This is a genomic window from Streptomyces sp. NPDC043427 (genome assembly GCF_056436655.1).
In genome coordinates this window covers 294,944-318,815 of sequence record NZ_JBWKCC010000001.1, presented here as the reverse complement: position 1 = coordinate 318,815, position 23,872 = coordinate 294,944, and the positions used below count along the sequence as shown (strand labels likewise).

22 protein-coding genes and 1 riboswitch are annotated in these 23,872 nt (G+C 69.0%); of the genes, 15 read left to right on the top strand and 7 right to left on the bottom strand.

The genetic code is table 11. The annotated features are described in order from the left end of the window. Nucleotides 1–24: 24 nt before the first annotated feature. Nucleotides 25–1,209, bottom strand: coding sequence for a quinolinate synthase NadA (nadA, locus tag AC067M_RS01470; protein WP_478694916.1), 1,185 nt, complete (start codon nt 1,207–1,209; stop codon nt 25–27). Between the two features lie 241 nt (nt 1,210–1,450). Between nadA and AC067M_RS01465 the strand changes: the two genes are divergently transcribed. Next, nucleotides 1,451–1,810, top strand: a complete 360-nt coding sequence (locus AC067M_RS01465; protein WP_037669012.1) for an iron-sulfur cluster assembly accessory protein — start codon at nt 1,451–1,453, stop codon at nt 1,808–1,810. A gap of 87 nt (nt 1,811–1,897) precedes the next feature. Here the strand turns inward: AC067M_RS01465 and AC067M_RS01460 are convergent, their stop codons facing one another. Continuing rightward, complete coding sequence (locus AC067M_RS01460) at nt 1,898–4,048, bottom strand: DNA polymerase III subunit gamma/tau domain-containing protein (RefSeq protein WP_478694915.1); 2,151 nt, start codon at nt 4,046–4,048, stop codon at nt 1,898–1,900. A gap of 124 nt (nt 4,049–4,172) precedes the next feature. Continuing rightward, nucleotides 4,173–4,382, bottom strand: a complete 210-nt coding sequence (locus tag AC067M_RS01455; protein ID WP_478694914.1) for a hypothetical protein — start codon at nt 4,380–4,382, stop codon at nt 4,173–4,175. A gap of 130 nt (nt 4,383–4,512) precedes the next feature. Between AC067M_RS01455 and AC067M_RS01450 the strand changes: the two genes are divergently transcribed. Further along, a complete protein-coding gene (locus AC067M_RS01450) occupies nt 4,513–5,487 on the top strand; it encodes a carbohydrate kinase family protein (RefSeq protein ID WP_478694913.1) in 975 nt (324 codons plus the stop codon). Here the strand turns inward: AC067M_RS01450 and AC067M_RS01445 are convergent, their stop codons facing one another. Next, the gene (locus AC067M_RS01445) at nt 5,488–6,864 is read right to left on the bottom strand and encodes an aminotransferase class V-fold PLP-dependent enzyme (protein ID WP_478694912.1); all 1,377 of its coding nucleotides are present in this window, start codon (nt 6,862–6,864) and stop codon (nt 5,488–5,490) included. Between the two features lie 284 nt (nt 6,865–7,148). Between AC067M_RS01445 and ctaC the strand changes: the two genes are divergently transcribed. The 4 genes from ctaC (at nt 7,149) to AC067M_RS01425 (ending at nt 11,630) form a co-directional block, all read left to right on the top strand. Beyond that, nucleotides 7,149–8,108: an aa3-type cytochrome oxidase subunit II gene (ctaC, locus tag AC067M_RS01440; RefSeq protein ID WP_478694911.1), complete on the top strand. Its 960-nt coding sequence runs from the start codon at nt 7,149–7,151 to the stop codon at nt 8,106–8,108. Continuing rightward, on the top strand, nt 8,105–9,841 hold the full coding sequence (gene ctaD / locus AC067M_RS01435; protein ID WP_478694910.1) for an aa3-type cytochrome oxidase subunit I: 1,737 nt from the start codon (nt 8,105–8,107) through the stop codon (nt 9,839–9,841). The genes ctaC and ctaD overlap by 4 nt, the downstream gene beginning before the upstream one ends. Next, nucleotides 9,838–10,236, top strand: coding sequence for a cytochrome c oxidase subunit 4 (locus tag AC067M_RS01430; RefSeq protein ID WP_478694909.1), 399 nt, complete (start codon nt 9,838–9,840; stop codon nt 10,234–10,236). Before ctaD ends, AC067M_RS01430 begins: the two co-directional genes overlap by 4 nt. Nucleotides 10,237–10,367: 131 nt before the next feature. Beyond that, nucleotides 10,368–11,630, top strand: coding sequence for a L,D-transpeptidase (locus AC067M_RS01425; RefSeq protein WP_478694908.1), 1,263 nt, complete (start codon nt 10,368–10,370; stop codon nt 11,628–11,630). Between the two features lie 67 nt (nt 11,631–11,697). Here AC067M_RS01425 and AC067M_RS01420 read toward each other — a convergent pair whose 3' ends face one another. After that, on the bottom strand, nt 11,698–12,099 hold the full coding sequence (locus AC067M_RS01420) for a response regulator (RefSeq protein WP_478694907.1): 402 nt from the start codon (nt 12,097–12,099) through the stop codon (nt 11,698–11,700). Nucleotides 12,100–12,277: 178 nt separating this feature from the next. Between AC067M_RS01420 and ctaE the strand changes: the two genes are divergently transcribed. From ctaE to AC067M_RS01390, 6 genes are all read left to right on the top strand, one after another. Then, on the top strand, nt 12,278–12,898 hold the full coding sequence (gene ctaE / locus AC067M_RS01415; RefSeq protein WP_478694906.1) for an aa3-type cytochrome oxidase subunit III: 621 nt from the start codon (nt 12,278–12,280) through the stop codon (nt 12,896–12,898). 77 nt (nt 12,899–12,975) lie between these two features. Continuing rightward, the gene (gene qcrC, locus AC067M_RS01410; RefSeq protein WP_478694905.1) at nt 12,976–13,788 is read left to right on the top strand and encodes a cytochrome bc1 complex diheme cytochrome c subunit; all 813 of its coding nucleotides are present in this window, start codon (nt 12,976–12,978) and stop codon (nt 13,786–13,788) included. Continuing rightward, complete coding sequence (gene qcrA / locus AC067M_RS01405; RefSeq protein WP_478694904.1) at nt 13,785–14,843, top strand: cytochrome bc1 complex Rieske iron-sulfur subunit; 1,059 nt, start codon at nt 13,785–13,787, stop codon at nt 14,841–14,843. Before qcrC ends, qcrA begins: the two co-directional genes overlap by 4 nt. Further along, nucleotides 14,840–16,498 carry a cytochrome bc1 complex cytochrome b subunit gene (gene qcrB, locus AC067M_RS01400; protein WP_478694903.1) on the top strand — a complete coding sequence of 553 codons (1,659 nt, stop codon included), beginning with the start codon at nt 14,840–14,842 and terminating at the stop codon, nt 16,496–16,498. The genes qcrA and qcrB overlap by 4 nt, the downstream gene beginning before the upstream one ends. A gap of 124 nt (nt 16,499–16,622) precedes the next feature. Further along, a complete protein-coding gene (gene trpD, locus AC067M_RS01395; RefSeq protein WP_478694902.1) occupies nt 16,623–17,687 on the top strand; it encodes an anthranilate phosphoribosyltransferase in 1,065 nt (354 codons plus the stop codon). A gap of 74 nt (nt 17,688–17,761) precedes the next feature. Then, nucleotides 17,762–17,878: riboswitch (SAM riboswitch) on the top strand. A 178-nt stretch (nt 17,879–18,056) separates the two neighbouring features. Beyond that, nucleotides 18,057–19,433, top strand: coding sequence for an aminotransferase class V-fold PLP-dependent enzyme (locus AC067M_RS01390; protein WP_478694901.1), 1,377 nt, complete (start codon nt 18,057–18,059; stop codon nt 19,431–19,433). Between the two features lie 100 nt (nt 19,434–19,533). On the opposite strand, the gene AC067M_RS01385 is transcribed toward AC067M_RS01390, so the two are convergent. Next, nucleotides 19,534–19,815 (bottom strand): Lrp/AsnC family transcriptional regulator, encoded by a 282-nt coding sequence (locus tag AC067M_RS01385; RefSeq protein ID WP_037668979.1) that lies wholly within the window; start codon nt 19,813–19,815, stop codon nt 19,534–19,536. After that, the gene (locus AC067M_RS01380) at nt 19,812–20,564 is read right to left on the bottom strand and encodes a rhomboid family intramembrane serine protease (RefSeq protein ID WP_478694900.1); all 753 of its coding nucleotides are present in this window, start codon (nt 20,562–20,564) and stop codon (nt 19,812–19,814) included. The genes AC067M_RS01385 and AC067M_RS01380 overlap by 4 nt, the downstream gene beginning before the upstream one ends. Nucleotides 20,565–20,766: 202 nt before the next feature. On the opposite strand from AC067M_RS01380, the gene AC067M_RS01375 reads away from it, so the two are divergent. The 3 genes from AC067M_RS01375 (at nt 20,767) to AC067M_RS01365 (ending at nt 23,648) form a co-directional block, all read left to right on the top strand. Next, nucleotides 20,767–21,006: a hypothetical protein gene (locus AC067M_RS01375; protein WP_478694899.1), complete on the top strand. Its 240-nt coding sequence runs from the start codon at nt 20,767–20,769 to the stop codon at nt 21,004–21,006. A 37-nt stretch (nt 21,007–21,043) separates the two neighbouring features. Next, nucleotides 21,044–22,387, top strand: coding sequence for an NYN domain-containing protein (locus AC067M_RS01370; RefSeq protein ID WP_478694898.1), 1,344 nt, complete (start codon nt 21,044–21,046; stop codon nt 22,385–22,387). 223 nt (nt 22,388–22,610) lie between these two features. Continuing rightward, entirely contained in the window at nt 22,611–23,648 is a 1,038-nt protein-coding gene (locus tag AC067M_RS01365; RefSeq protein ID WP_478695340.1) for a C40 family peptidase, read from the top strand. Nucleotides 23,649–23,872 lie beyond the last annotated feature (224 nt).

Here is a 23,872-nt window from a genome sequence, read left to right as displayed (position 1 = left end):
CGGCCGTGTAGTTGCCCGGACGGGCTACGGCAGCGCCAGCATCCGCTCCAGCGCCAGCTTCGCGAACGCCTCGGTCTCCTTGTCGACCTCGATGCGGTTGACGAGGTTGCCCTCGGCCAGGGACTCCAGGGTCCAGACCAGGTGGGGGAGGTCGATGCGGTTCATGGTCGAGCAGAAGCAGACCGTCTTGTCGAGGAAGACGATCTCCTTGCCCTCGGGGGCGAAGCGATTCGCCAGGCGGCGGACCAGGTTCAGCTCCGTGCCGATGGCCCACTTGGAGCCGGCCGGGGCAGCCTCCAGCGCCTTGATGATGTACTCGGTCGAACCGACGTAGTCCGCGGCGGCGACCACCTCGTGCTTGCACTCCGGGTGGACCAGCACGTTCACGCCAGGGATGCGCTCACGCACGTCCCGCACCGACTCCAGGCTGAAGCGGCCGTGCACCGAGCAGTGACCCCGCCACAGGATCATCTTCGCGGCGCGCAACTCCTCCGTCGTCAGCCCGCCGTTCGGCTTGTGCGGGTTGTAGACGACGCAGTCCTCCAGGGACATGCCCATGTCGCGGACGGCGGTGTTGCGGCCGAGGTGCTGGTCGGGCAGGAACAGGACCTTCTCGCCCTGCTCGAAGGCCCACTCCAGGGCCCGCTTCGCGTTCGACGACGTGCAGATCGTGCCGCCGTGCTTGCCCGTGAACGCCTTGATGTCCGCGGACGAGTTCATGTACGACACGGGCACGACCCGCTCGGCTATGCCCGCCTCGGTCAGCACGTCCCAGCACTCGGCGACCTGCTCGGCCGTCGCCATGTCGGCCATGGAGCAGCCGGCGGCCAGGTCGGGCAGGACGACCTTCTGGTCGTCGCCGGTCAGGATGTCCGCGGACTCCGCCATGAAGTGCACACCGCAGAAGACGATGTACTCGGCCTCCGGCCGGGCGGCCGCGTCGCGGGCCAGCTTGAAGGAGTCACCCGTCACGTCCGCGAACTGGATGACCTCGTCGCGCTGGTAGTGGTGGCCGAGCACGAAGACCTTGTCCCCGAGCTTCTCCTTGGCCGCGCGGGCGCGCTCGACCAGGTCCGGGTCGGACGGGGAGGGGAGGTCGCCGGGGCACTCCACGCCCCGCTCGCTCTTCGGGTCGGCCTCACGGCCGAGGAGCAGCAGGGCAAGGGGCGTCGGCTGTACGTCGAGCTCCTGGGTGGGGGCGGTGGTCACGACACGCACCCTTTCTACTTTTCGTCGAATTGACGTTATCTATCATAACCGCTTCACGTCACTTTGACGATGCCCATTGCGTCGATGTGACATGAATCCCGGCGCCGCCTTCTTGCTCCCCCGCGTGTGTGCGAGCATGAAAGGGAAAAGGGGAAACAAGTCCTCGGCCCGGAATGAATCCGCGGCCCCGACGGTTGCAACCGTCGGCAAGCAGTCTCCGTACAACCCGGGAGAGATGTAGATGTCCGTATCGGACGAGACCAGCACCGTCACCGACGACGGCATCATCCTGTCCGACGCCGCCGCGGCGAAGGTCAAGGCCCTGCTCGACCAGGAAGGCCGCGACGATCTGGCGCTGCGCGTCGCCGTTCAGCCCGGCGGCTGCTCCGGCCTGCGTTACCAGCTGTTCTTCGACGAGCGTTCCCTCGACGGTGACGTGGTCAAGGACTTCGGTGGCGTCAAGGTCGTCACCGACCGAATGAGCGCCCCGTACCTGGGCGGCGCCTCGATCGACTTCGTGGACACCATCGAGAAGCAGGGCTTCACGATCGACAACCCGAACGCGACGGGCTCCTGCGCGTGCGGCGACTCCTTCAACTGAGCCGACCCCGTCGGCTGAACCCAGCTGAACCCATACGAAGGCGGCGGCCCTCTTCGGAGGGACCGCCGCCTTCGTGCGTACCGGGGACTACCGCGCCGACGTCTCCGGCAGCCGCGCCCCGGGCTTCTCCAGCGGGACCGCCTTGCCGTCCGCGCCGACCACCTTCCGGTCGCCGAGCGGCTCGTCCAGCTGCACGGTCTGGTGGAAGACCTTGGCGATCATGATGCAGACCTTGTCCTTGTACGGCGTCGCGGTCACGGTGGCGGTGACCTTGTCCCCGCTCTCCTTCGCCGTCGTCTTGTAGTCCGCGCACACCCCGCCGGTGAAGCTCACCGTCAGCTCCCTGCCCTCGGCCGTGTAACCGTCCACCTGGACGTCACGCGGCGCTCCCGTGGCCTCGTCGCCGGGGCTGCTCGGCCGCGGGCTGGGCTGCCCCGACGGCTCGCTCGTGAGGGTCGAGGTCAGGTACTTCGGGTCGACCGCCGGATACGTCATCGTGTAGACGTCCTCGGACCCCGGCGTGCGAACCTCGAACAGCCACGAGGGCACCAGCGTCTGCTGCCCCCGCGCGGTGTGCGAGGCCAGTCCGAACACGGCGTCCGTGATCGTGGCGGACTCCGTCGCGGGAGCGTCGGCCGATGACCCGCACGGGGCCTCCAGCCGGTCCTTCAGCGGTACGGCGCTGGCGCAGCCGCCGATGCCCATCCGGTGGTCGCCCCCCGGTGCCGTCTTCATCAGGTCGAGCGTCTTCTGCGCGCTGAGCACCGGATACGTGGCTCCCTTCACCGGCGCGTCCAGCTGGCCGCTGCCGCCGACGACCTCGCCCTGCGCGCCGACGGTCAGCCCGGTCGTCCAGCCGTAGGTGGGCAGGCCGTCGACCTGGGGATCGGCGTTCACGACCCGCTGGGCACCCATGACCTGGCTCGCGTCCACCTTCGCGTCGTCCTGGCCCAGTGCCTTGAGAATCGGTGCGGCCGCCTTCTTCGCGGCCTCCACACTCACCGGGTCGACGGCCGGGGCCACCGGATCCTGCGTGCAGACGGCGGCGCCGCCCTTGCAGTTGTCCGTGCCCGGCGCGTACCGGGTGAACGTCCAGGCCCCCGGCGCCTGCCGGTCCACCTGCAGACTCGGCCCCTCGCCGGCCTTCGCCGGACCGGCCTTCCAGACCTCGCCCTCGGCCACCGGCGTCCCGTCGACACCGAGCGCCTCGGCGAGATCGGCCACCTGGTCCTTGGTGACCTGGCCCTTCGCCCAGTACACGGGCGCCGAGTCGGGGCCGTCCGGGAGCTTTCCGTCGACCTTGTACGTCTGGCCGTACGGGTTGGGCTCACCCGGCGCGATGCCGTTGCTGCCGCCGCTCGGGCTCGTCTCGGAGTAGCCGTCCAGCGCGAGCGTCGGCGGAGTGCCGTCCCCACCGGGCGCCCCCGACTCCGTACGGCCCCCGGACCCACCGGACGCGTTCGCCGCGAGATACGCCCCACCGCCCCCGACGAGCAGCACGGCGGCGGCGACGGAGGCGATGATCGCGGGGGAGCGGCGACGGGCGCGCAGGTCGGCGGGGTGTTCGCCGTGGATGACGGAGGGCGCGTCGGACTCGCCGCGACCGACGGTGGGCTCGTCACCGAGCGCGGCGGCGGCAGCAACGCCTTCCTCCGCGCCGGGCGCGGCGGCGGTGGCGTCAGCAGAGGGGGCTTCTTCGGCGCCGGATGCGTCCCTGACCTCTTCGGAGCCGGGCGTGTCCTCGGCCTCTACGGCGCCGGGCGTGTCCTCGGCCTCTACGGTGCCGGGCGCGTCCTTGGCCTCTACGGCGGCGGGTGCGGCAGCCGCTTCCTCGGTGTCGGACGCGTCCTCGGCCTCGTCGGCCTCGGGGGCGGCACCGGTCCGCTCGGCCTGAGCGGCGGGGCCGGCCTCTTCGCTTTGGGGTGCGGCGGCGCTCTCCTCGCCCGCAGGGGTGGTGTCGGCCTCCTCAGCCGCAAGGGTGCCCTCGGCCGCGGTCGCGGGGGTGCCGTCTGCCGCGGGTGCGGCGTCGGTTTCCTCTGCCCCGGAGGCGTCCTCGGTCTCGGCGGCCGCGTCGGTCTTCTCAGCCCTGGAAACGGCCTCGGCGTCTGCCTCGGTCTCCGCCCCGGCCTCGACCTTGCCCTCTCCCGAGCCGACAGCCCCCTTCTCCTCCCGGGCATCCTCCGGAACCAGGCCGGAGGCGCCCGTGGAGTCGTCGTTCTCGGGTCGCTCGGTGTTCACCGCATCGCTCCTTCGGCTGCACTGCTGTCGTATCCCGCATCCTCTTTACGGGGGACAGCGATGGGACGCAGCGGGGGAGCGCACGGTTCCCTCACAAAGCGCCCGTGCCCTCGAAGCGGTCGGCTCAGTCCCCGTAATCCGACATCGCGTCCAGCAGCCGCGCCGACGACGACGGCACCGTCACGCCATGGATGAGCGAGGGGGAGACCGGAGCGGAAACGATCCGGTCGGGAGCCGCCCAGTGCGGAGCCATCCTGGCGCAGTCACCGCGCAACGACGCCAGATCGACCTCGATGTCGACCGGAGCGGGGGCATGGACCGTAAGGTTCGTCATGAGGGAACCGTATGCACGCGGAAGCCTGCGAAGAAAGATCTACTATCGGGTAGTTTTGCCTGCTTCAGAGCCCGGCGCCGACCCGATAGCGTGAACTGTCAATCCGTCTCCCCCCAGGAGAGTCCACGCCGTGCGCATCGCAGTCACCGGCTCCATCGCCACCGACCACCTCATGACCTTCCCCGGCCGCTTCGCCGACCAGTTCGTCGCGGATCAGTTGCACACGGTCTCGCTGTCGTTCCTGGTCGACCAGCTCGACGTACGCCGGGGCGGAGTGGGCGCGAACATCGCCTTCGGCATGGGCCAGCTGGGCACGCAGCCGATCCTGGTGGGCGCCGCGGGCTCCGATTTCGACGAGTACCGCGCCTGGTTGGACCGGCACGGTGTCGACACCGACTCGGTCCGTATCTCCGAGACGCTGCACACCGCGCGCTTCGTGTGCACCACCGACTCCGATCACAACCAGATCGGCTCGTTCTACACGGGCGCGATGAGCGAGGCCCGCCTCATCGAGCTGAAGACGGTCGCGGACCGCGTCGGCGGCCTCGACCTGGTCCTCATCGGCGCGGACGACCCGGAGGCCATGCTCCGCCACACCGAGGAGTGCCGCTCCCGCTCCATCCCGTTCGCCGCCGACTTCTCCCAGCAGATCGCCCGGATGAACGGCGAGGAGATCCGGATACTGCTGGACGGGGCGACGTACCTCTTCTCCAACGAGTACGAGAAGGGCCTCATCGAGTCCAAGACGGGCTGGACCGACGCGGAGATCCTCTCCCGGGTCGGCCACCGGGTGACCACCCTCGGCTCGCGCGGCGTCCGTATCGAGCAGGCCGGCGAGGACCCGATCGAGGTCGGCGTCCCCGACGAGGAGCGCAAGGCCGACCCCACCGGCGTCGGCGACGCCTTCCGCGCCGGCTTCCTCTCCGGCCTGGCCTGGGACGTCTCCCTGGAGCGCGCCGCCCAGGTCGGCTGCATGCTGGCGACTCTCGTCATCGAGACGGTCGGCACCCAGGAGTACCAGCTGCGCCGCGGCCACTTCATGGACCGCTTCGCCAAGGCGTACGGCGACGAGGCCGCCGCTGAGGTCAAGAAGCACCTGAACTGATCAGGACACCCGGCGGACCACGTAGGCCGAGCCCTGGTCCGCCGGTTCCTCACCCACGTACTGTTGCCCCCGCATCTCGCACCACGCCGGGATGTCGAGCCGGGCCGCCTCGTCGTCCGCGAGGACGCGGACCGTGCCCCCGACCGGCACGTCCCCGATGACCTTGGCGAGCTCGATCACCGGGATCGGGCAGCGCTTGCCCAGCGCGTCCACGACGAGGGAGTCCTCGCTCACGACCGTGGCCGGTGCCGGCGCGCCGAGCTTCTCCCGCACCGTGGTCACCGCGTCCCCGAGGACCGAGAGGAACCGCTCGACGTCCTCCGCGGGCGTGCCCGGCGGCAGCGACACCCGTACGTTCCCCTCACTCAGCACCCCCATCGCCTTCAGAACATGACTCGGCGTCAGCGTGCTGCTCGTGCACGACGACCCGGAGGAGACGGAGAAGCCCGCCCGGTCCAACTCGTGCAGCAGGGTCTCCCCGTCGACGTAGAGGCAGGAGAAGGTGACGACCCCGGGCAGCCGCCGCACGGGATCCCCCACCACCTCCACGTCCGCGACCAGCTCCGGCACCCGCGCCCGGATCCGGTCCGTCAGCTCCCGCAGCCGTACCGCCTCGGCCGCCGCCTCCGCGCGCACCGCCCGCAGCGAGGCCGCCGCGGCCACGATCGCCGGGATGTTCTCGAACCCGGCCGCCCGCCCCGACTCCCGCTCGTCCACGGGCCCTTGTGCCGCGAACCGAACCCCCTTGCGCACGACAAGCAGCCCAACCCCTGACGGCCCACCCCATTTATGGGCACTCCCCGTCAAAACCGACCAGCCACCCTCCACTGGCCCCCACCCCAACGACTGCGCCGCGTCCACCAGCAACGGCACGCCCGCCGTCCGGCACACCTCGGCCACCTCCGCCACCGGCTGCTCCGTCCCCACCTCGTGGTTGGCCGACTGAAGACACGCCAGAGCCGTGTCCGGCCGCAGGGCCTCCCGGTACGCCTCGACGGCCACCGCCCCCGTCCGCGACACCGGCACCCGCGTCACCGCCCCGCCGTCCGCCTCGAAGGACTCTGCCGAATGGAGCACCGAGGAGTGTTCGACCGATGACACGATCAGGTGGCGCCCGCTCCGTCGGCGGCCCGCCAACGCCCCGGCGATCCCGCTGTGCACGGCACGCGTACCGGACGGGGTGAACACCAGCTCGTCCGCCCGGCACCCCACCGCCTCGGCGGCGGCCTCTCGCGCGGCGTCAAGCAGCATCCGGGCCCTGCGCCCCTCCCGGTACAGGCGGGCAGGGTCGGCCCACCCTTCGTCGAGTGAGGCCTGCAGAGCCTGCCGAGCAACGGGATGGAGAGGAGCGCTGGAAGCAGCGTCGAAGTAGCCCACACGGCAACGCTAAACCGCCGGTCACCGCAACGTGCAAAAGGGGCGCGGGGCTGGGTACGTATGCGACTCCGCCGCGGGGCGCGACAAGCCACAACGAACCCACGGCCGCCAAACCAGCGAACCACTCCATCCACTAGGCACCCCTCCCCGCGAACCGCCGGATGGCGTCCAGTAGGGTTTGGTCCGCATAAACATCCAAACCCCTGCCCGACGCAGGGCGGCGACCGACCAGCGAGAAGGCCGCAGCTCAATCCGCGCGGGCGAGACTCTCGGGAAGGCGCTACGTGAGTCCCAACGGCTCCGACCGCTCGCCGCGGCGCCCGATGCGGCGGAAGCTGCTGCAGGCAATGACCGCGGGCCTGGTCCTGGCGACCGCCACCGGTTGCACATGGGAGGACTTCCCCCGCCTTGGTATGCCCACCCCCACCACGGAAGAGGCTCCGCGGATCCTCTCCCTGTGGCAGGGATCCTGGGCTGCCGCGCTCGCCGTCGGCGTGCTGGTGTGGGGCCTGATCCTGTGGAGTGCGATCTTCCACCGGCGCAGCCGCACCAAGGTGGAGGTACCTCCGCAGACCCGGTACAACATGCCGATCGAGGCGCTCTACACGGTCGTTCCGATCATCATCGTCTCGGTGCTGTTCTACTTCACCGCCCGCGACGAGTCGAAGCTCCTGAGCCTCGACAAGAAGCCCGACGTCACGGTCAACGTCGTGGGCTTCCAGTGGAGCTGGTGCTTCAACTACATCGAGAACGTCGACGGTTCCACCGGTGACGCGAAGACCGACGAGAACCTGGACGCGATTCCCAACCGGTTCAAGGACCAGTTCCCGGCGGACGCGGGCGGCGTCTACACCTGCGGCACCCCCAATGAGCGGAACCCGCAGACCCACAACCCGGGCCCGACCCTCTGGCTCCCCGAGGGCAAGACGGTCCGCTTCATCCTCACCTCGCGTGACGTCATCCACTCCTTCTGGGTGGTGCCGTTCCTGATGAAGCAGGACGTCATCCCGGGCCACACCAATGCCTTCCAGGTGACCCCGAACAAGCAGGGCACCTTCCTGGGCAAGTGCGCCGAGCTCTGCGGCGTCGACCACTCCCGGATGCTGTTCAACGTGAAGGTCGTCTCCCCCGAGCGCTACGAGCAGCACCTCAAGGACCTCGCCAAGAAGGGGCAGACCGGTTACGTTCCCGCGGGCATCGAGCAGACGAGCCACGAGAAGAACCGGGAGACGAACAACCTGTGAGCATCCTCAACGAACCCCAGGGTGCCGCGGCAGCAGGGTCCCACTACCAGGACGAGCTGCCGGTCCGGCGCCAACGCCGCGGTGAAGTCGTCATCAAGTGGCTGACGACCACGGACCACAAGACGATCGGCACGCTGTACCTCGTCACGTCGTTCGCGTTCTTCGTCATCGGTGGCGTGATGGCGCTGTTCATGCGCGCCGAGCTGGCCCGTCCGGGTCTGCAGATCATGTCGAACGAGCAGTTCAACCAGGCGTTCACGATGCACGGCACGATCATGCTGCTGATGTTCGCGACGCCGCTGTTCGCCGGCTTCACGAACTGGATCATGCCGCTGCAGATCGGCGCGCCGGACGTGGCGTTCCCGCGGCTGAACATGTTCGCCTACTGGCTGTACCTGTTCGGCTCGCTGATCGCGGTCGGCGGATTCCTGACGCCGTCGGGTGCGGCCGACTTCGGCTGGTTCGCCTACTCCCCGCTGTCGGACGCGGTCCGCAGCCCGGGCATCGGCGCCGACCTGTGGATCATGGGCCTGGCCTTCTCCGGCTTCGGCACGATCCTCGGCTCGGTCAACTTCATCACGACGATCATCTGCATGCGCGCACCGGGCATGACCATGTTCCGCATGCCGATCTTCGTGTGGAACGTGCTGCTGACCGCCGTCCTGGTCCTGCTGGCCTTCCCGGTCCTCGCGGCCGCGCTGTTCGCCCTGGAGGCGGACCGCAAGTTCGGTGCCCACGTCTTCGACGCGGCCAACGGCGGAGCCTTGCTGTGGCAACACCTCTTCTGGTTCTTCGGCCATCCAGAGGTGTACATCATCGCCCTACCGTTCTTCGGCATCATCAGTGAGATCATCCCGGTCTTCAGCCGCAAGCCGATGTTCGGTTACATGGGCCTGATCGCCGCGACGATCACGATCGCCGGTCTCTCCGTGACGGTGTGGGCGCACCACATGTACGTCACCGGCGGAGTGCTCCTGCCGTTCTTCTCCTTCATGACGTTCCTCATCGCCGTACCCACGGGCGTGAAGTTCTTCAACTGGATCGGAACGATGTGGAAGGGCTCGTTGTCCTTCGAGACACCGATGCTCTGGGCGACCGGCTTCCTGATCACCTTCACCTTCGGTGGTCTGACCGGTGTCATCCTGGCCTCGCCGCCGATGGACTTCCACGTCTCCGACTCGTACTTCGTGGTGGCCCACTTCCACTACGTCGTGTTCGGTACGGTCGTCTTCGCGATGTTCGCCGGCTTCCACTTCTGGTGGCCGAAGATGACCGGCAAGATGCTCGACGAGCGTCTCGGCAAGATCACCTTCTGGACCCTGTTCGTCGGCTTCCACGGCACCTTCCTGGTCCAGCACTGGCTGGGTGCCGAGGGCATGCCGCGTCGTTACGCGGACTACCTCGCGGCCGACGGCTTCACCGCCCTGAACACGATCTCGACGATCAGCTCCTTCGTGCTCGGCGCGTCGATCCTGCCGTTCTTCTACAACGTGTGGAAGACCGCCAAGTACGGCAAGCCGGTCGGCGTCGACGACCCGTGGGGGTACGGCCGTTCGCTCGAGTGGGCGACCGCCTGCCCGCCCCCGCGGCACAACTTCCTCACCCTGCCGCGGATCCGCAGCGAATCCCCGGCGTTCGATCTGCACCACCCTGAGATCGCCGCGCTCGAGCAGCTGGAGCACAGCGATCACGGTGCGAGCGCCATCGCGGGCAGCAAGGAGGCCGGCAAGTGAAGATCCAGGGCAAGATGTTCATCTGGCTGAGCGTCTTCATCCTCGTCATGGCGATCGTCTATGGCGTGTGGTCGAAGGAGCCCGCCGGTACGACGGCCCTGTTCCTGGCCTTCGGTCTGTCCATCATGATCGGCTTCTACCTGGGCTTCACGGCCCGGCGGGTCGACACGGGCGCCCAGGACAACAAGGAGGCGGACGTCGCGGACGACGCCGGCGAGCTGGGCTTCTTCAGCCCGCACAGCTGGCAGCCGCTGTCGCTGGGCATCGGCGGTGCCCTCGCCTTCCTCGGTGTCGCGGTCGGTTGGTGGCTGCTCTACTTCTCCGCCCCGCTGATCCTGATCGGCGTCTGGGGCTGGGTCTTCGAGTACTACCGCGGTGAGAACCGCACCCAGTAACAAGTGCGGCGCTCTGCGGGAGCCCGGACACTCCGTGAGGAGTGTCCGGGCTCCCGCGTTTGCCGCAAGAACGATCCCTCGTACGGGTTACCCGGCGCGCCGCTCTTGACGAACGTTCCTAGCGTCGAACCATGAGCCACACACCTCGCACCCGCACCGCCGCCGGCTGCACCCTGCTGGTGGTCGCCCTCACCACCGCGGTCCCTGGATGCAGCAGCGACGGCAACCCGCTGTCGGCCGCGCCGTACGACGCGTCGGACCAGATCGCCTTCAACGCCCCCTCAGGGGAAGGCAAGAAGGCCGACCCGGACAAACCCCTGGAGGTCACCTCCGAGGACTCCGACGGGCGCATCACGGACGTCACGGCCATAGACGCCACGGGTCGCTACGTGGCGGGAGAACTCTCCGCCGACGGCGCCCGTTGGCACAGCACCGAACCCCTCGCCGCCAACGCCCACTACACGGTGCGCGTGAGCACGGAGGACGAGGACGGCGCCCCCGGCCGCCGCGTCCTGACCTTCCACACCGGCAAGCCCACCACCAGGAAGACCCTGGACGTCACCTTCGGCCCCAAGTCCGGCACGTACGGCGTCGGGCAGCCCATCACGGCCGAGCTGAACAAGCCCGTCAAGGACGCCGCCCAGCGCGCCGTCGTCGAACGCGCCCTGAAGGTCACCTCGAAGCCCGCGGCACAGGGCGCCTGGCACTGGGTGGACGACAAGAAGCTCCACTACCGCCCCAAGGAGTACTGGCCCACCAACGCCACGATCCAGGTGCGCAGCAACCTGGAGGGCATCAAGGTCGGCGACCGGCTGTGGGGCGGCAAGGCCAAGTCCCTGAAGATCACCACCGGCGACCGGGTCATCGCCGTCACCGACGCCGCGGCGCACTCCATGACGGTCTACAAGAACGACGCGGAGATCAAGCAGATCCCGGTCACCACCGGCAAGCCCGGCTTCGACACCCGCAACGGCGTCAAGGTCGTCCTCGGCAAGGAACGCTTCGTACGCATGCGCAGCAGCACCGTGGGCATCGCCGAGGGATCGTCCGACTCGTACGACCTGCCCGTCTACTTCGCCACCCGGGTCACCTGGAGCGGCGAGTACGTCCACGCCGCCCCCTGGTCCGTGGGCTCCCAGGGCTCAGCGAACGTCAGCCACGGCTGCACCGGCATGAGCACCGAGAACGCCCAGTGGTTCTTCGAGAACATCCGCGAGGGCGACATCGTCCAGGTGGTCAACAGCGCGGGCCACACGATGGAGCCGTTCGGCAACGGCTTCGGCGACTGGAACCTGGCCTGGGAGAGCTGGCGCACCGGCAGCGCCCTGGTGGCCGGCACGCCGAACGCGCCCAGCCCGGCTGACCAGGCCCGGCTGCGGCCCCAGAGCGTCTGAGCGCCCGAGAGAGAACGGCAGAGGCGGCGCAGCCCCGGAGGGGCCGCCGCAGAGCCCGCAGCCCGCCTCAGGCGCTCGCGAGCTTCTTCCGGCGCATCAGGTTGGCCAGGGCGGCCGCGAACTCCACCGGGTCCACCGGAAGCGTCACCGCGGCGTCCGCACGGCTCCAGGTGGCCAGCCACGCGTCCTGCGGGCGGGCGATCAGCAGCAGCACCGGAGGGCAGTTGAAGACCTCGTCCTTGATCTGCCGGCACACGCCCATGCCCCCCATGGGCACGGCCTCGCCGTCCAGGACACAGACGTCGATCCCGCCCCTGTCCAGCTCCCGGATCACGGCGGCGGGCGTGGCGCACTCCAGGAACTCCACCACGGGCACGTCCGGAGCAGGCCTGCGGCCCGTCGCCAGCCTCACCTGTTCGCGGGTGTTGGAGTTGTCGCTGTAGACCAGCACCGTGGCGGTCGGCTGCATTGTTCCTCCGAGACGTCAGCGTCGTACGGACAGGACCGATGCGGCGGATGCTACCCCCTTGGACACCGCGTCAACACCTGCCGGAACGGCACTTCGATGGGCCATACGGGCACTACACACGGTACGGACACCCCCAACGGCACCCCCCGGGGTGAGGGCTGGATAAGCGACCGACATAATGTCGGTCGTGGCGACAGCAACGACGACAGAAACCGGGCACGCGCACCCGTCGGTCAACCGGCCGAACCTCACCAGCGTCGGAACCATCATCTGGTTGAGTTCCGAGCTGATGTTCTTCGCGGCCCTCTTCGCGATGTACTTCACCCTGCGATCGGTGACGGGACCCGATCACTGGAAGGAAATGGCGCACGCCCTGAACTTCCCGTTCTCGGCGACCAACACCACGATCCTGGTGCTCTCCTCCCTCACCTGCCAGCTCGGCGTCTTCGCCGCCGAGCGCGGTGACGTGAAGAAGCTCCGGGGCTGGTTCATCGTCACCTTCATCATGGGCGCGATCTTCATCGGCGGTCAGATCTACGAGTACACCGAGCTGGTGAAGAAGGACGGGCTCTCGCTCTCCTCCGATCCGTACGGCTCGGTCTTCTATCTGACCACCGGCTTCCACGGCCTGCACGTGACGGGCGGTCTCATCGCCTTCCTGCTGGTCCTCGGGCGTACGTACGCGGCCAAGAGGTTCACCCACGAGCAGGCGACCGCTGCGATCGTCGTGTCCTACTACTGGCACTTCGTCGATGTCGTCTGGATCGGCCTCTTCGCCACGATCTACATGATCAAGTAGCAGGGCCCGTTCCCAAGCGCGGTCACGCGCACCTTCCCGAAGCATCGACGCAGAAGATCCTGACACCGGGGTAATCCGTGAAAAAGCTCTCCGCACGACGACGCCATCCGCTGGCGGCGCTCGTCGTCCTACTCCTGGCGCTGGCATGCACTGGGGGGCTGTACGCCGCGTTCGCGCCCGCGAGCAAGGCGAAGGCCGATGACACTGCCCAGTCCCTAGCCATCGACGAGGGCAAGAAGCTCTATGCCGTCGGCTGCGCCAGTTGCCACGGCACCGGCGGTCAGGGTTCGTCCGACGGTCCGAGCCTGGTCGGCGTGGGCGCCGCGGCGGTCGACTTCCAGGTCGGCACCGGCCGTATGCCGGCGGCGACCTCCCAGGGCGCCCAGGTGCCGAAGAAGAAGGTCGTCTACACGCAGGCGCAGATCGACCAGCTGGCCGCGTACATCTCGTCGCTGGGCGCCGGTCCGGCCGTCCCCACCAAGGCCGAGTACGGCCCGGAGGGCGCGGACATCGCCAAGGGCGGCGAGCTCTTCCGCACCAACTGCGCGCAGTGCCACAATTTCACCGGCAAGGGCGGTGCCCTGACCAAGGGCAAGTTCGCGCCGACGCTCGAGGGCGTGGACCCGAAGCACATCTACGAGGCCATGCAGACCGGCCCGCAGAACATGCCCTCCTTCCCCGACACCACGCTGTCGGAGCAGAACAAGAAGGACATCATCGCCTACCTGAACGCGGTCAACGGTGATGAGACGGAGAGCCCCGGCGGTCTCGAGCTCGGCGGCCTCGGGCCGGTCAGCGAGGGTCTGTTCGGCTGGATCTTCGGTCTCGGCGGCCTGATCGCCGTCGCCGTGTGGGTCGCCGCCCGGACCGCAAAGGCCAAGAAGTCATGAGTAGCCAAGACATTCCAGAAGAGAACCTGCCCGCTGAGCAGGACAACGCCCATGGCGGCGTAGGGGTCGTGGACGAGAAGAACCCGTTCGCCGACCCGGGCCTGCCGCCCCACGAGCACCGCGTCCAGGACATCGACGAGCGGGCCGCGAAGCGGTCCGAGCGTGCCGTCGCCTTCCTGTTCACGGTGTCGATGCTGGCCACCATCGGCTTCATCGCCTCGTACGTCGCGATCCCGGCCGACAAGTCGATCTTCGTCTTCCCGCTCGGGCACATCAGCGCGCTGAACTTCGCGCTGGGCCTGACGCTGGGCGGGGCGCTGTTCTGCATCGGCGCGGGCGCGGTCCACTGGGCCCGCACCCTGATGTCCGACGTGGAGATCGCCGACGACCGGCACGCGATCGAGGCGTCCCCCGAGGTCCGCGAGAAGGTCTTCGCGGACTTCCGGGAAGGCGCCAAGGAGTCGGCGATCGGCCGTCGCAAGCTGATCCGCACCACCCTGTTCGGCGCGCTCACGCTGGTGCCGCTCTCCGGTGTCGTCCTGCTGCGCGACCTGGGCCCGCTGCCCGAGGACAAGCTGCGCCACACGCTGTGGGCCAAGGGCAAGCTGCTCGTCAACATGAACACGGACGAGCCGCTGCGTCCCTCGGACGTCGCCGTCGGCTCTCTCACCTTCGCCAAGCCCGAGGGCCTGAAGGAGCACGACGAGGACTTCCAGAACGAGATCGCCAAGTCGGCCCTGATGATCGTCCGGCTCCAGCCGGACAACATCAAGGACAAGCGCGAGCTCGAGTGGTCGCACGAGGGCATCGTCGCGTACTCGAAGATCTGCACCCACGTCGGTTGCCCGATCTCCCTGTACGAGCAGCAGACGCACCACGTGCTGTGCCCCTGCCACCAGTCCACCTTCGACCTCTCCGACGGTGCCCGAGTGATCTTCGGCCCCGCCGGGCACGCCCTGCCGCAGCTGCGCATCGGCGTGAACGACGAGGGCTACCTCGAGGCGCTCGGCGACTTCGAAGAGCCCGTCGGTCCTGCTTTCTGGGAGCGCGGATGAGCACGAACGAGAACACCACGTCGGCATCAGCCGCTGCGGCGGGCCGCTCGCGCGGGAAGGCGCCGGCCGGCGAGCGCGTCGCCGACTGGGCCGACGGCCGGCTCGGGATCTACTCCCTGGCCAAGACCAACATGCGCAAGATCTTCCCGGACCACTGGTCCTTCATGCTGGGTGAGATCTGCCTCTACAGCTTCATCATCATCATCCTCACGGGTGTGTACCTGACGCTGTTCTTCCACCCGTCGATGAACGAGGTGGAGTACCACGGCAGCTACGTCCCGCTGCAGGGCCAGCTGATGTCGGAGGCGTTCAGCTCCACGCTGCACATCTCCTTCGACGTCCGCGGTGGTCTGCTCATCCGGCAGATCCACCACTGGGCGGCGGTCATCTTCCTCGCCGGCATGTTCGTGCACATGATGCGCGTCTTCTTCACGGGCGCCTTCCGCAAGCCGCGTGAGATCAACTGGCTGTTCGGCTTCCTGCTGTTCGTCCTGGGCATGTTCACCGGTTTCACCGGCTACTCGCTCCCGGACGACCTGCTCTCCGGCACCGGTGTCCGCTTCACCCAGGGCGCGATCCTGTCCACGCCGATCGTCGGCACGTACATCTCGATGTTCCTGTTCGGCGGGGAGTTCCCCGGCCACGACTTCGTGGCCCGGTTCTACTCGATCCACATCCTGCTGCTGCCGGGCATCATGCTCGGTCTCGTGGTCGGCCACCTGATCCTGGTCTTCTACCACAAGCACACGCAGTTCGCGGGTCCCGGACGCACCAACAAGAACGTCGTCGGCATGCCGCTGCTGCCGGTCTACATGGCCAAGGCCGGAGGATTCTTCTTCCTGGTCTTCGGCGCCATCGCGGCCCTCGCCGGCATCGCGTCCATCAACCCGATCTGGGCGATGGGTCCCTACCGGCCGGACCAGGTGTCCACGGGCGCCCAGCCCGACTGGTACATGGGCTTCGCCGAGGGCCTGATCCGTGCCATGCCGGGCTGGGAGATCAACCTCTGGGGTCACACGCTCGTCCTGGGTGTGTTCATCCCGCTGGTGCTCTTCGGTCTGTTCCTCGGTGTGATCGCGCTCTACCCGTTCATCGAGTCCTGGATCACCGGGGACAAGCGCGAGCACCACATCCTGGACCGGCCGCGCAACGCCCCGACCCGTACGGCCTTCGGTGTCGCCTGGGTCACCGGCTACATGATCATGCTGATCGGTGGTGGCAACGACATCTTCGCCACCCACTTCCATCTGTCGATCAACGCGGTCACCTGGTTCGTCCGGATCGGCTTCTTCGCCGGACCGGTCCTGGCCTTCGTCGTGACCAAGCGGATCTGCATGGGTCTCCAGCGCCGCGACAAGGACAAGATCCTGCACGGTCGCGAGACCGGCACGATCAAGCGCCTGCCGCACGGTGAGTACATCGAGGTGCACGAGCCGCTCAGCCAGGAGGCGCTGCACACCCTCACGGCGCACGAGCAGTACAACCCGGTCGAGATCGGCCCGACGGTCGACGAGAACGGCGTCGAGCGCAAGGTGAAGGGCTCCGAGAAGCTGCGCGCCAAGCTCAGCGAGGCGTACTACGGCGAGGAGTCCCAGATCCCCAAGCCGACCGCCGAGGAGTACAGGGAGATCACGAGCGGCCACGGCCACCACTGATCGCTGCGGCGTCGCCACGCCACCCGCAAAGGGCCCCGTCCGGTCTTCGGACGGGGCCCTTCGCCGTGCCTTCCGGCTGGATAGGGTGGGATCACACTCTTCTACGACACCCCGGAGCGGCCCCATGAGCGCTGTGACCCCCGCTGGAGGCGACACCGCGGCGGGCCGTTCCTGGCCCAAGCTGCTGAACGGCCTGCTGGACGGCCACGACCTCACCGCGGACGACACCGCCTGGGCGATGGACCTGATCATGCGTGGCGAGGCGACCGACGCGCAGATCGCCGGATTCGCGGTGGCACTGCGCGCCAAGGGCGAGACGGTCGAGGAGATCAACGGGCTCGTCCGGACGATGTACGAGCATGCCAACGTCATCGAGGTGCCGGGGCGGACCGTCGACATCGTCGGCACGGGCGGCGACGGCGCGAAGACGGTGAACATCTCCACGATGTCGTCGATCGTCATCGCCGGCACGGGCGCCAAGGTCGTCAAGCACGGCAACCGGGCCGCGTCCTCCGCGTCCGGCGCCTCGGACGTCCTGGAGAAGCTCGGCGTCAACCTCGAACTGACCCCGCGTCGGGTGGCCGAGGTCGCCGAGGAGGCCGGGATCACCTTCTGCTTCGCGATCAAGTTCCACCCGGCCCTGCGTCATGTGGCCGCCGCCCGCGGACAGTTGGGCATCCGGACGACCTTCAACGCCCTCGGTCCGCTCACCAACCCCGCGAAGGTGAAGGCCCAGGCGGTGGGCGTCGCCGACCCGCGTCTGGCCCCGCTCATCGCCGGCGTCCTCGCCGAGCGCGGCAACTCCTCCCTCGTCTTCCGCGGCGACGACGGTTTCGACGAGCTGACCACGACCGCCACCTCCCGGGTGTGGGTCGTCCGCGACGGCAAGGTGACCGAGGAGACCTTCGACCCGCGGGACGTCGGCATCGAGCTCGTCCCGGTGGAGGCGCTGCGCGGCGCCGACCCGTCGTACAACGCGGAGGTCGCCAGACGGCTGCTGGAGGGCGAGACGGGCCCGGTCCGTGACGCCGTCCTGCTGAACTCGGCGGCGGCCCTCGTGGCCCTCGACCCGGGCCCCGGAACGCTGGCCGAGCAGATCGGCGCCGGCATGGCCAAGGCCGCCGAGTCGATCGATTCGGGAGCGGCGAAGCGGTCGCTGGAGCGCTGGGTGGCTGCGAGCAACGCGTAGGAATTCCGAGGCGCGGTCCCGCGATCCGGACACGAGTTGCGGGACCGCGATCACTTCACGTAGGTTCCTTTTCAGGTCATGAGTGACAGTCATGAGGCCCCGGCCGACTGTCCGGCAACCCTCCGTCCGTGGCGGGGTGCCCCGGGTGAAGACCAGGCCGTAGGCAGCGAGGTCTACGGCAAGCGCGGACCCCTCGCACACTTTCGAAGGTGTGGGGCCAGGGGTCCTGGTCATCGAGGGAGCCTTCTGTGAGCAAGCGAATGCGATAGGGCGTAGAGCCCCGCCTCCGCATACCCCTTTCACCTTTCTCCGTGCTGGAGCCGTACCCGCTCGCACGGCGATTCCGCTTATCCCTCACAGGAGTTCGCCATGTCTGTCGCCACCGCTGCCGCCGCCACATCGGTTTGTGCCCCGCTGCCCGTTCTGGGCCAGGATGTCATCGTCCCGCTCGTCACGGGCGGCGAAGTCACCTACGCCGCGCTCGACTACGCGGCCAGTGCCCCCGCCCTCCAGCGGGTCTGGGACGATGTGGCGGCCTACGCCCCGTACTACGGCAGCGTCCACCGGGGCGCCGGCTACCTCTCCCAGCTCTCGACGGACCTCTTCGAGAACGCCCGCAGGACGGTCGCGGAGTTCCTGGACTGCCGCGCGGACGACCAGCTGATCTTCACCCGCTCGACGACGGACTCCCTCAACCTGCTGGCCCAGGCCCTGCCCGCCGACTGCCAGGTCTTCGTCTTCGAGACCGAGCACCACGCCTCCCTGCTGCCCTGGCAGCACGCCCGGGTCACCTACCTCGACGCCCCGCGCACCCCTCAGCAGGCGGTGGCGACCCTGGAGCGCGCCCTCGCCGACCGCACCGTGTCCAGTGAAGGGGGCCACGGCCCGGCCCTGGTCTGCGTCACCGGCGCCTCCAACGTCACCGGCGAGCTGTGGCCCGTACAGGAGCTGGCCGCCGCCGCCCACGCGCACGGCGCCCGCATCGTCCTGGACGCCGCCCAGCTGGCCCCCCACCACCCGGTGTCACTGCAGGACCTCGACGTCGACTGGGTCGCCTTCTCCGGCCACAAGCTGTACGCCCCGTTCGGCTCCGGCGTCCTCGCCGGCCGCGCCGACTGGCTGCGCGAGGCCGCCCCGTACCTCGCGGGCGGCGGCGCCAGCCGCAAGGTGACCCGGCGCGAGGACGGGGGAGTGGACGTGGAGTGGCACGACAGCGCCGCGCGGCACGAGGCGGGATCGCCCAACGTCATCGGCGCCTACTCCATCGCCTCCGCCTGCAAGGCGCTCACCGCGGCCGGCTTCGACACCCTGGTGGCCCGCGAGCAGCACCTGATCACCAAGGTCCGCGAGGGCCTCGCCGAAGTCCCCGAGGTCCGGATTCTCTCCCTCTTCGGCGACGACGCCCCCCGCGTCGGCGTGATCTCCTTCGTCGTCGACGGCTGGAACAGCTCCCACTTCGCCGCCGCCCTCTCCGCCGAGTACGGCATCGGCGTCCGCGACGGCCTCTTCTGCGCCCACCCCCTCGTCCGCACCCTGCTGGGCAGCGACCCCCAGACGCAGGGTGAGTGCGGTGCCCCCGAGGCGGCACCGGGCGAGAAGTCCCTGAACGCCATCCGCGTCAGCTTCGGCGCGGGAACACCCGACGAGCACGTCGACCGTTTCGTGAGCGCGGTACGGGAACTGGTGAGCAACGGCGCGCAGTGGACGTACAGGACGGAAGACGGCCGCTGCGTTCCGGCGGTGTGATCAGCGCCCAAAGGGGCGCGGGGAACTGCGCGACAAGCCATCGACGGCCCGCACTCGCGCACGACCCGCGCCCCCTACTTGATCAGGCGAGCGAACAGCCTCACGAGTCCAGCCCGATAGCAAACGCAGCCTCAAGATCATGCTGCGAGTACGTCCGAAACGCCACGTGCGTGTCCGTCGCCTCCACCCCGGGGATCTTGCTGATCCGCCCGGGAATGACGTCCGCCAGATCCTCGTGCGCCCGCACCCGCACCATGGCGATCAGGTCATACGTTCCGGTGACGGAGAAGACCTCGCTGACAGACTCCAGCGCGGCGATCGACTCCGCGATCTCGGGAATCCGGTCCACGCTGGTCTTGATCAGGACGATCGCGGTGATCACGGCTGGTTCTCTCCCTCGGGGGCCGGAGCTGGGGCGGGCTTCACTCTAGTCGTCCCGTTGAACCGGGCCCATGCGTAGAGGAAGCCCAGCCCGAAGCCCACCAGATGCGCCAGGTACGCCACCCCCGGCCCCTGGCCGGCCCGCGCCGCCGCCAGCCACTGGACGGCCACCCAGAAGGGCAGCACGACCCACGCGGGGAAGCGCAGGGGCAGGAAGAACAGGAACGGCAGGAGACTGGTCACCCGCGCCCGGGGAAAGAGGTGCAGGAACGCACCGAGGACGGCGGAGATCGCCCCGGACGCGCCGACCAGCGACTGCTCGGAGCCGACGTTGGCGACCGCGTAACCCAGCAGGGCGAGGTAGCCGCAGCCGACGTAGAACAGGGTGAAGTGGACGCGGCCCATCCGTTCCTCGGTCATCGCGCCGAAGACGTAGAGGAAGAGCATGTTGCCCAGCAGGTGCGCCCAGCTGCCGTGGACGAAGAGGGCCGTGGCGGGGGTCAGGGCCGCTCGGGGGGAACCCTCGAACAGTTCTGCGGGGATCACACCCCAGCGCCGGAAGTAGGCCCGCTGCGCCAGGAGCAGCTCCTCGCCGGAGCCGTACGCCGGGCGGAGCCCCGAGGCCGGGCCGACCAGGAAGACCACGCAGCACACGGCGATCAGCGCGTACGTCACCGGCGCGGATGTCCGACGAACCGCCCTGATCGCCTTGGCCGTGCTGCCGAGCGTGACGCTCCAGTTGCTGATCATGACCACAGAGCATGACGTAACGGACGCAGAGGCACAGACCGCCTCGCCGCCGTGGACGCCCGAGCGGCGAGTACCCGCCAGGCCGTAGGGTTACGAGCCACACGGACCGGGGAGCCTTGGGCGCAACCGGACACCGTGAGAACGACGACAGAAGAACGACGACACTAGAACGACGACACTAGAAGGAAGCGGACAAGTCACGATGACGGTTCCCCTGCCGACCGCCACCACGCGGTGGCGCTGCACCCTCTGCGGCAACCTCACCCGGTTCGACGTGACGCGCTCGTCGAAGGTCGTCGAGTACGTCCACCTCGATCTCGCGGGCGAGCCGAAGATCGAGGAGCGCGAGGTGGTCAGTGAGACCATCGAGTCGGTGCGGTGCCGCTGGTGCAACGCCGTGGACCAGGTGGAACTCGTGGACAGGCCGGGCGCCGGCTCCTGACTGGGAGCGGCCCCGCACAGGCATTGGGGTGTGACGGATGGCGGAGACCACGGGCGGGGGGCCGGGCGACGGCGCCGCCGAGGTGCTCGACCGTCCGCTGCCCGACGGCGTGCGGCGCAGGGTCGTACAGATCGTCTCGGACGGGTTCGGCGGGCTGACCGTCGCCGAACTGCCCGCGCAGCTGCGGCAGTACGCGCGCTTCGCGCCCAACCGGCGGGCCAAGTTCGCGGGCAACGCGATGGCGGCCGCGTTGGAGACCGACCCGCTGTTCCGGCAGCGCATCGGGGAGAAGCTCAGAGAGGTCCAGCCGGAGCTCGCCGGCGCCCTGGACTCCGGCTCGCCGCCCCCGGCCGCGGACCCGCTCGACGTGGCGGCCGCGGCCTACGTACTGCGGCCCCCGGCCTGGGTGAAGCTGGTCGCCGCGGCCGGTGAGGAGGCGCAGCGGGCGGACGCCGAGCGCGCCGACGAGGAGAACAGGGCCGAGCTGGAGCGGCTGCGCGAGCAGCTCGCGCACGCCCGTGAGCAGACCCGCACGGAGACCGAGGGGCTGCGCGCCGAGCTGGAGGCGGCGAAGAGGGAAGCGGAATCGCTTCACCGCAAGCTGCGCGCGGCCCTCAGTGACGTCAAGCGCGGCGAGGCGGCCCTGCGCAAGGCCCACGGCGAGCTCGAGGCCGTACGCGCGGAGGGGCAGGCCCACGTGTCCGCCGCGGAGAGCGAGAGCAGGCGGCTCAAGGCGCGGCTCGGGGAGGCGGAGGCCGCCCTGGAGGCCACCCGCAAAGCGGCGCGCGAGGGGCGCAGCGTCGAGGACATGCGCGTACGGCTGTTGCTCGACACCGTGCTGGACGCGGCCCAGGGGCTGCGGCGGGAACTGGCCCTGCCGCCGGTGTCCGTACGGCCCGCGGAGACCGTGGACGCGGTCGAACCGGGACGAATGACCCCGAAGGACATTGCCGCCCGGGCTTTGTCCGAAAATGATCCCGCGATCCTCGACCAGTTGCTCGCGCTGCCGCAGGCGCATCTCGTCGTCGACGGCTACAACGTGACCAAGACCGGCTATCCGCAGATGCCGTTGGAGAAGCAGCGTCTCAGGCTGCTCGGGCAGCTCTCGCAGCTCGCCGCGCAGACCGGCGCGGAGGTCACCTGTGTCTTCGACGGGGCCGAACTGGCCGCTCCGGTACTGCTCGCGCCGCCGAGAGGCGTGCGGGTGCTGTTCTCCAAGCCGGGGGTCACCGCGGACGAGCTGATCCGTCAGCTGGTGCGCGCCGAGCCGCCGGGCCGGCCGGTCATCGTCGCCTCGACCGACCGTGAGGTGGCCGACGGGGTGGCTCGGGCGGGGGCGCGGCCGGTGGCGTCGGCGATGCTCCTGAAGCGGCTGTCCTGAAGCCGTTGTCCCTAAGGTCAACCTCCTCGCCGAATGCCCGAATTGACGGAACTGTCACGCAACGTAGCGTCAACCGCGCGTCACGGCAGGTGAGTTCCGGCAAAGAATGCATCGCGTCAGTGATATTTTCGGTGCCAGGATTTGAACTGATCACGAGTAGGTCACTAGGGTCAGCCATCGAACCTCCGAGCGGGTGATCACTCAGAAGAAGGAGTTCACCTCCGTGGCGTCCCACCGTCGACCCAAGCAGCCGAGCCGAGCGCGCGTGACCGTGCTCACCACCGCCGCCGCTGCTGCCGTAGCCCTGAGTTCGCAGGCCGCCAACGCCGCGCCGAGCGAGAAGCCGAGCAAGGACGAGGTCAAGGCGAAGGTCGACAAGCTCTACGAGGAGGCCGAGCAGGCCACCGAGAAGTACAACGGCGCCAAGGAGAAGCAGGAGAAGCTCCAGAAGGAGATCTCCACGATCCAGGACAACGTCGCCCGCGGCCAGGACGAGCTCAACGAGCTGCGCGACAGCATCGGTCTGGCGGCCGCCGCCCAGTACCGCACGGGCACCATCGACTCCTCCGTCCAGCTGTTCCTGTCGTCGAACCCGGACGACTACCTGGACAAGGCGTCCACCATGGACCAGCTCAGCGCCCAGCAGGTCGAGGCGCTGAAGAAGATCCAGGAGAAGCAGCGCGAGCTCGCCCAGGAGCGCTCCGAGGCCTCCGCCAAGCTCAAGGACCTCGCCTCCACCCGCACCGAACTGGGCAAGAAGAAGAAGGAAGTCCAGGGCAAGCTCGCCGAGGCGCAGAAGCTCCTCAACACCCTGACGGCCAAGGAGAAGGCGGCGCTCGCCGCCGAGCAGGCCCGTTCCAGCCGCGACAGCGAGCGTGACGTCCTCGGTTCCTCCACCGCCGCCTCCGGCCGGGCCGGCGCGGCCTACGCCTGGGCCCAGAGCCAGCTCGGCAAGCCGTACGTCTACGGCGCCACCGGCCTCAGCTCCTACGACTGCTCCGGCCTCACCTCCCGGGCCTACGCGGCGGCCGGCGTGCAGATCCCGCGCACCTCCGAGGCGCAGGCCCAGATCGGCACCCGCATCTACTCGACGAGCCAGCTCCAGGTCGGCGACCTCGTCTTCTTCTTCAACGACCTGCACCACGTGGGCCTCTACGCGGGCAACGGCCAGATCATCCACGCCCCGCGCACGGGCACGGTCGTGCGCTACGAGTCGATGGGCACCATCGGCGGCCCCTTCATGTTCGGCGTCCGGGTCTGACCCGGGCCGCGGGAACCAGACCTTCCGAGAACCGGGACGCCCCAAGATCAAGTCGGCGCACCGCCCGAACGGGCGAATTGCGATGACTCCGAATGACCCCACGCCCCGCCGGTGACCTGCGTCAGCGGCGGGGCGTCACTTTGTGTGCCCACGGAGGTCGTTGGTCGGCACCCCCTGGCGCGGCTACTGTCTGGCGCGTTTCCTGGTCCGCCGGCGTTCGCCGG

Excerpts from the sequence above, each read along its gene's own strand:
- AC067M_RS01465 (WP_037669012.1), top strand. The coding sequence starts at position 1,451 with ATGTCCGTATCGGACGAGACCAGCACCGTCACCGACGACGGCATCATC.
- AC067M_RS01455 (WP_478694914.1), bottom strand. The coding sequence starts at position 4,382 with ATGACGAACCTTACGGTCCATGCCCCCGCTCCGGTCGACATCGAGGTC.
- AC067M_RS01425 (WP_478694908.1), top strand. The coding sequence starts at position 10,368 with ATGAGCCACACACCTCGCACCCGCACCGCCGCCGGCTGCACCCTGCTG.
- AC067M_RS01420 (WP_478694907.1), bottom strand. The coding sequence starts at position 12,099 with ATGCAGCCGACCGCCACGGTGCTGGTCTACAGCGACAACTCCAACACC.
- ctaE (WP_478694906.1), top strand. The coding sequence starts at position 12,278 with ATGTCGGTCGTGGCGACAGCAACGACGACAGAAACCGGGCACGCGCAC.
- qcrA (WP_478694904.1), top strand. The coding sequence starts at position 13,785 with ATGAGTAGCCAAGACATTCCAGAAGAGAACCTGCCCGCTGAGCAGGAC.
- qcrB (WP_478694903.1), top strand. The coding sequence starts at position 14,840 with ATGAGCACGAACGAGAACACCACGTCGGCATCAGCCGCTGCGGCGGGC.
- trpD (WP_478694902.1), top strand. The coding sequence starts at position 16,623 with ATGAGCGCTGTGACCCCCGCTGGAGGCGACACCGCGGCGGGCCGTTCC.
- AC067M_RS01390 (WP_478694901.1), top strand. The coding sequence starts at position 18,057 with ATGTCTGTCGCCACCGCTGCCGCCGCCACATCGGTTTGTGCCCCGCTG.
- AC067M_RS01380 (WP_478694900.1), bottom strand. The coding sequence starts at position 20,564 with ATGATCAGCAACTGGAGCGTCACGCTCGGCAGCACGGCCAAGGCGATC.
- AC067M_RS01375 (WP_478694899.1), top strand. The coding sequence starts at position 20,767 with ATGACGGTTCCCCTGCCGACCGCCACCACGCGGTGGCGCTGCACCCTC.
- AC067M_RS01370 (WP_478694898.1), top strand. The coding sequence starts at position 21,044 with ATGGCGGAGACCACGGGCGGGGGGCCGGGCGACGGCGCCGCCGAGGTG.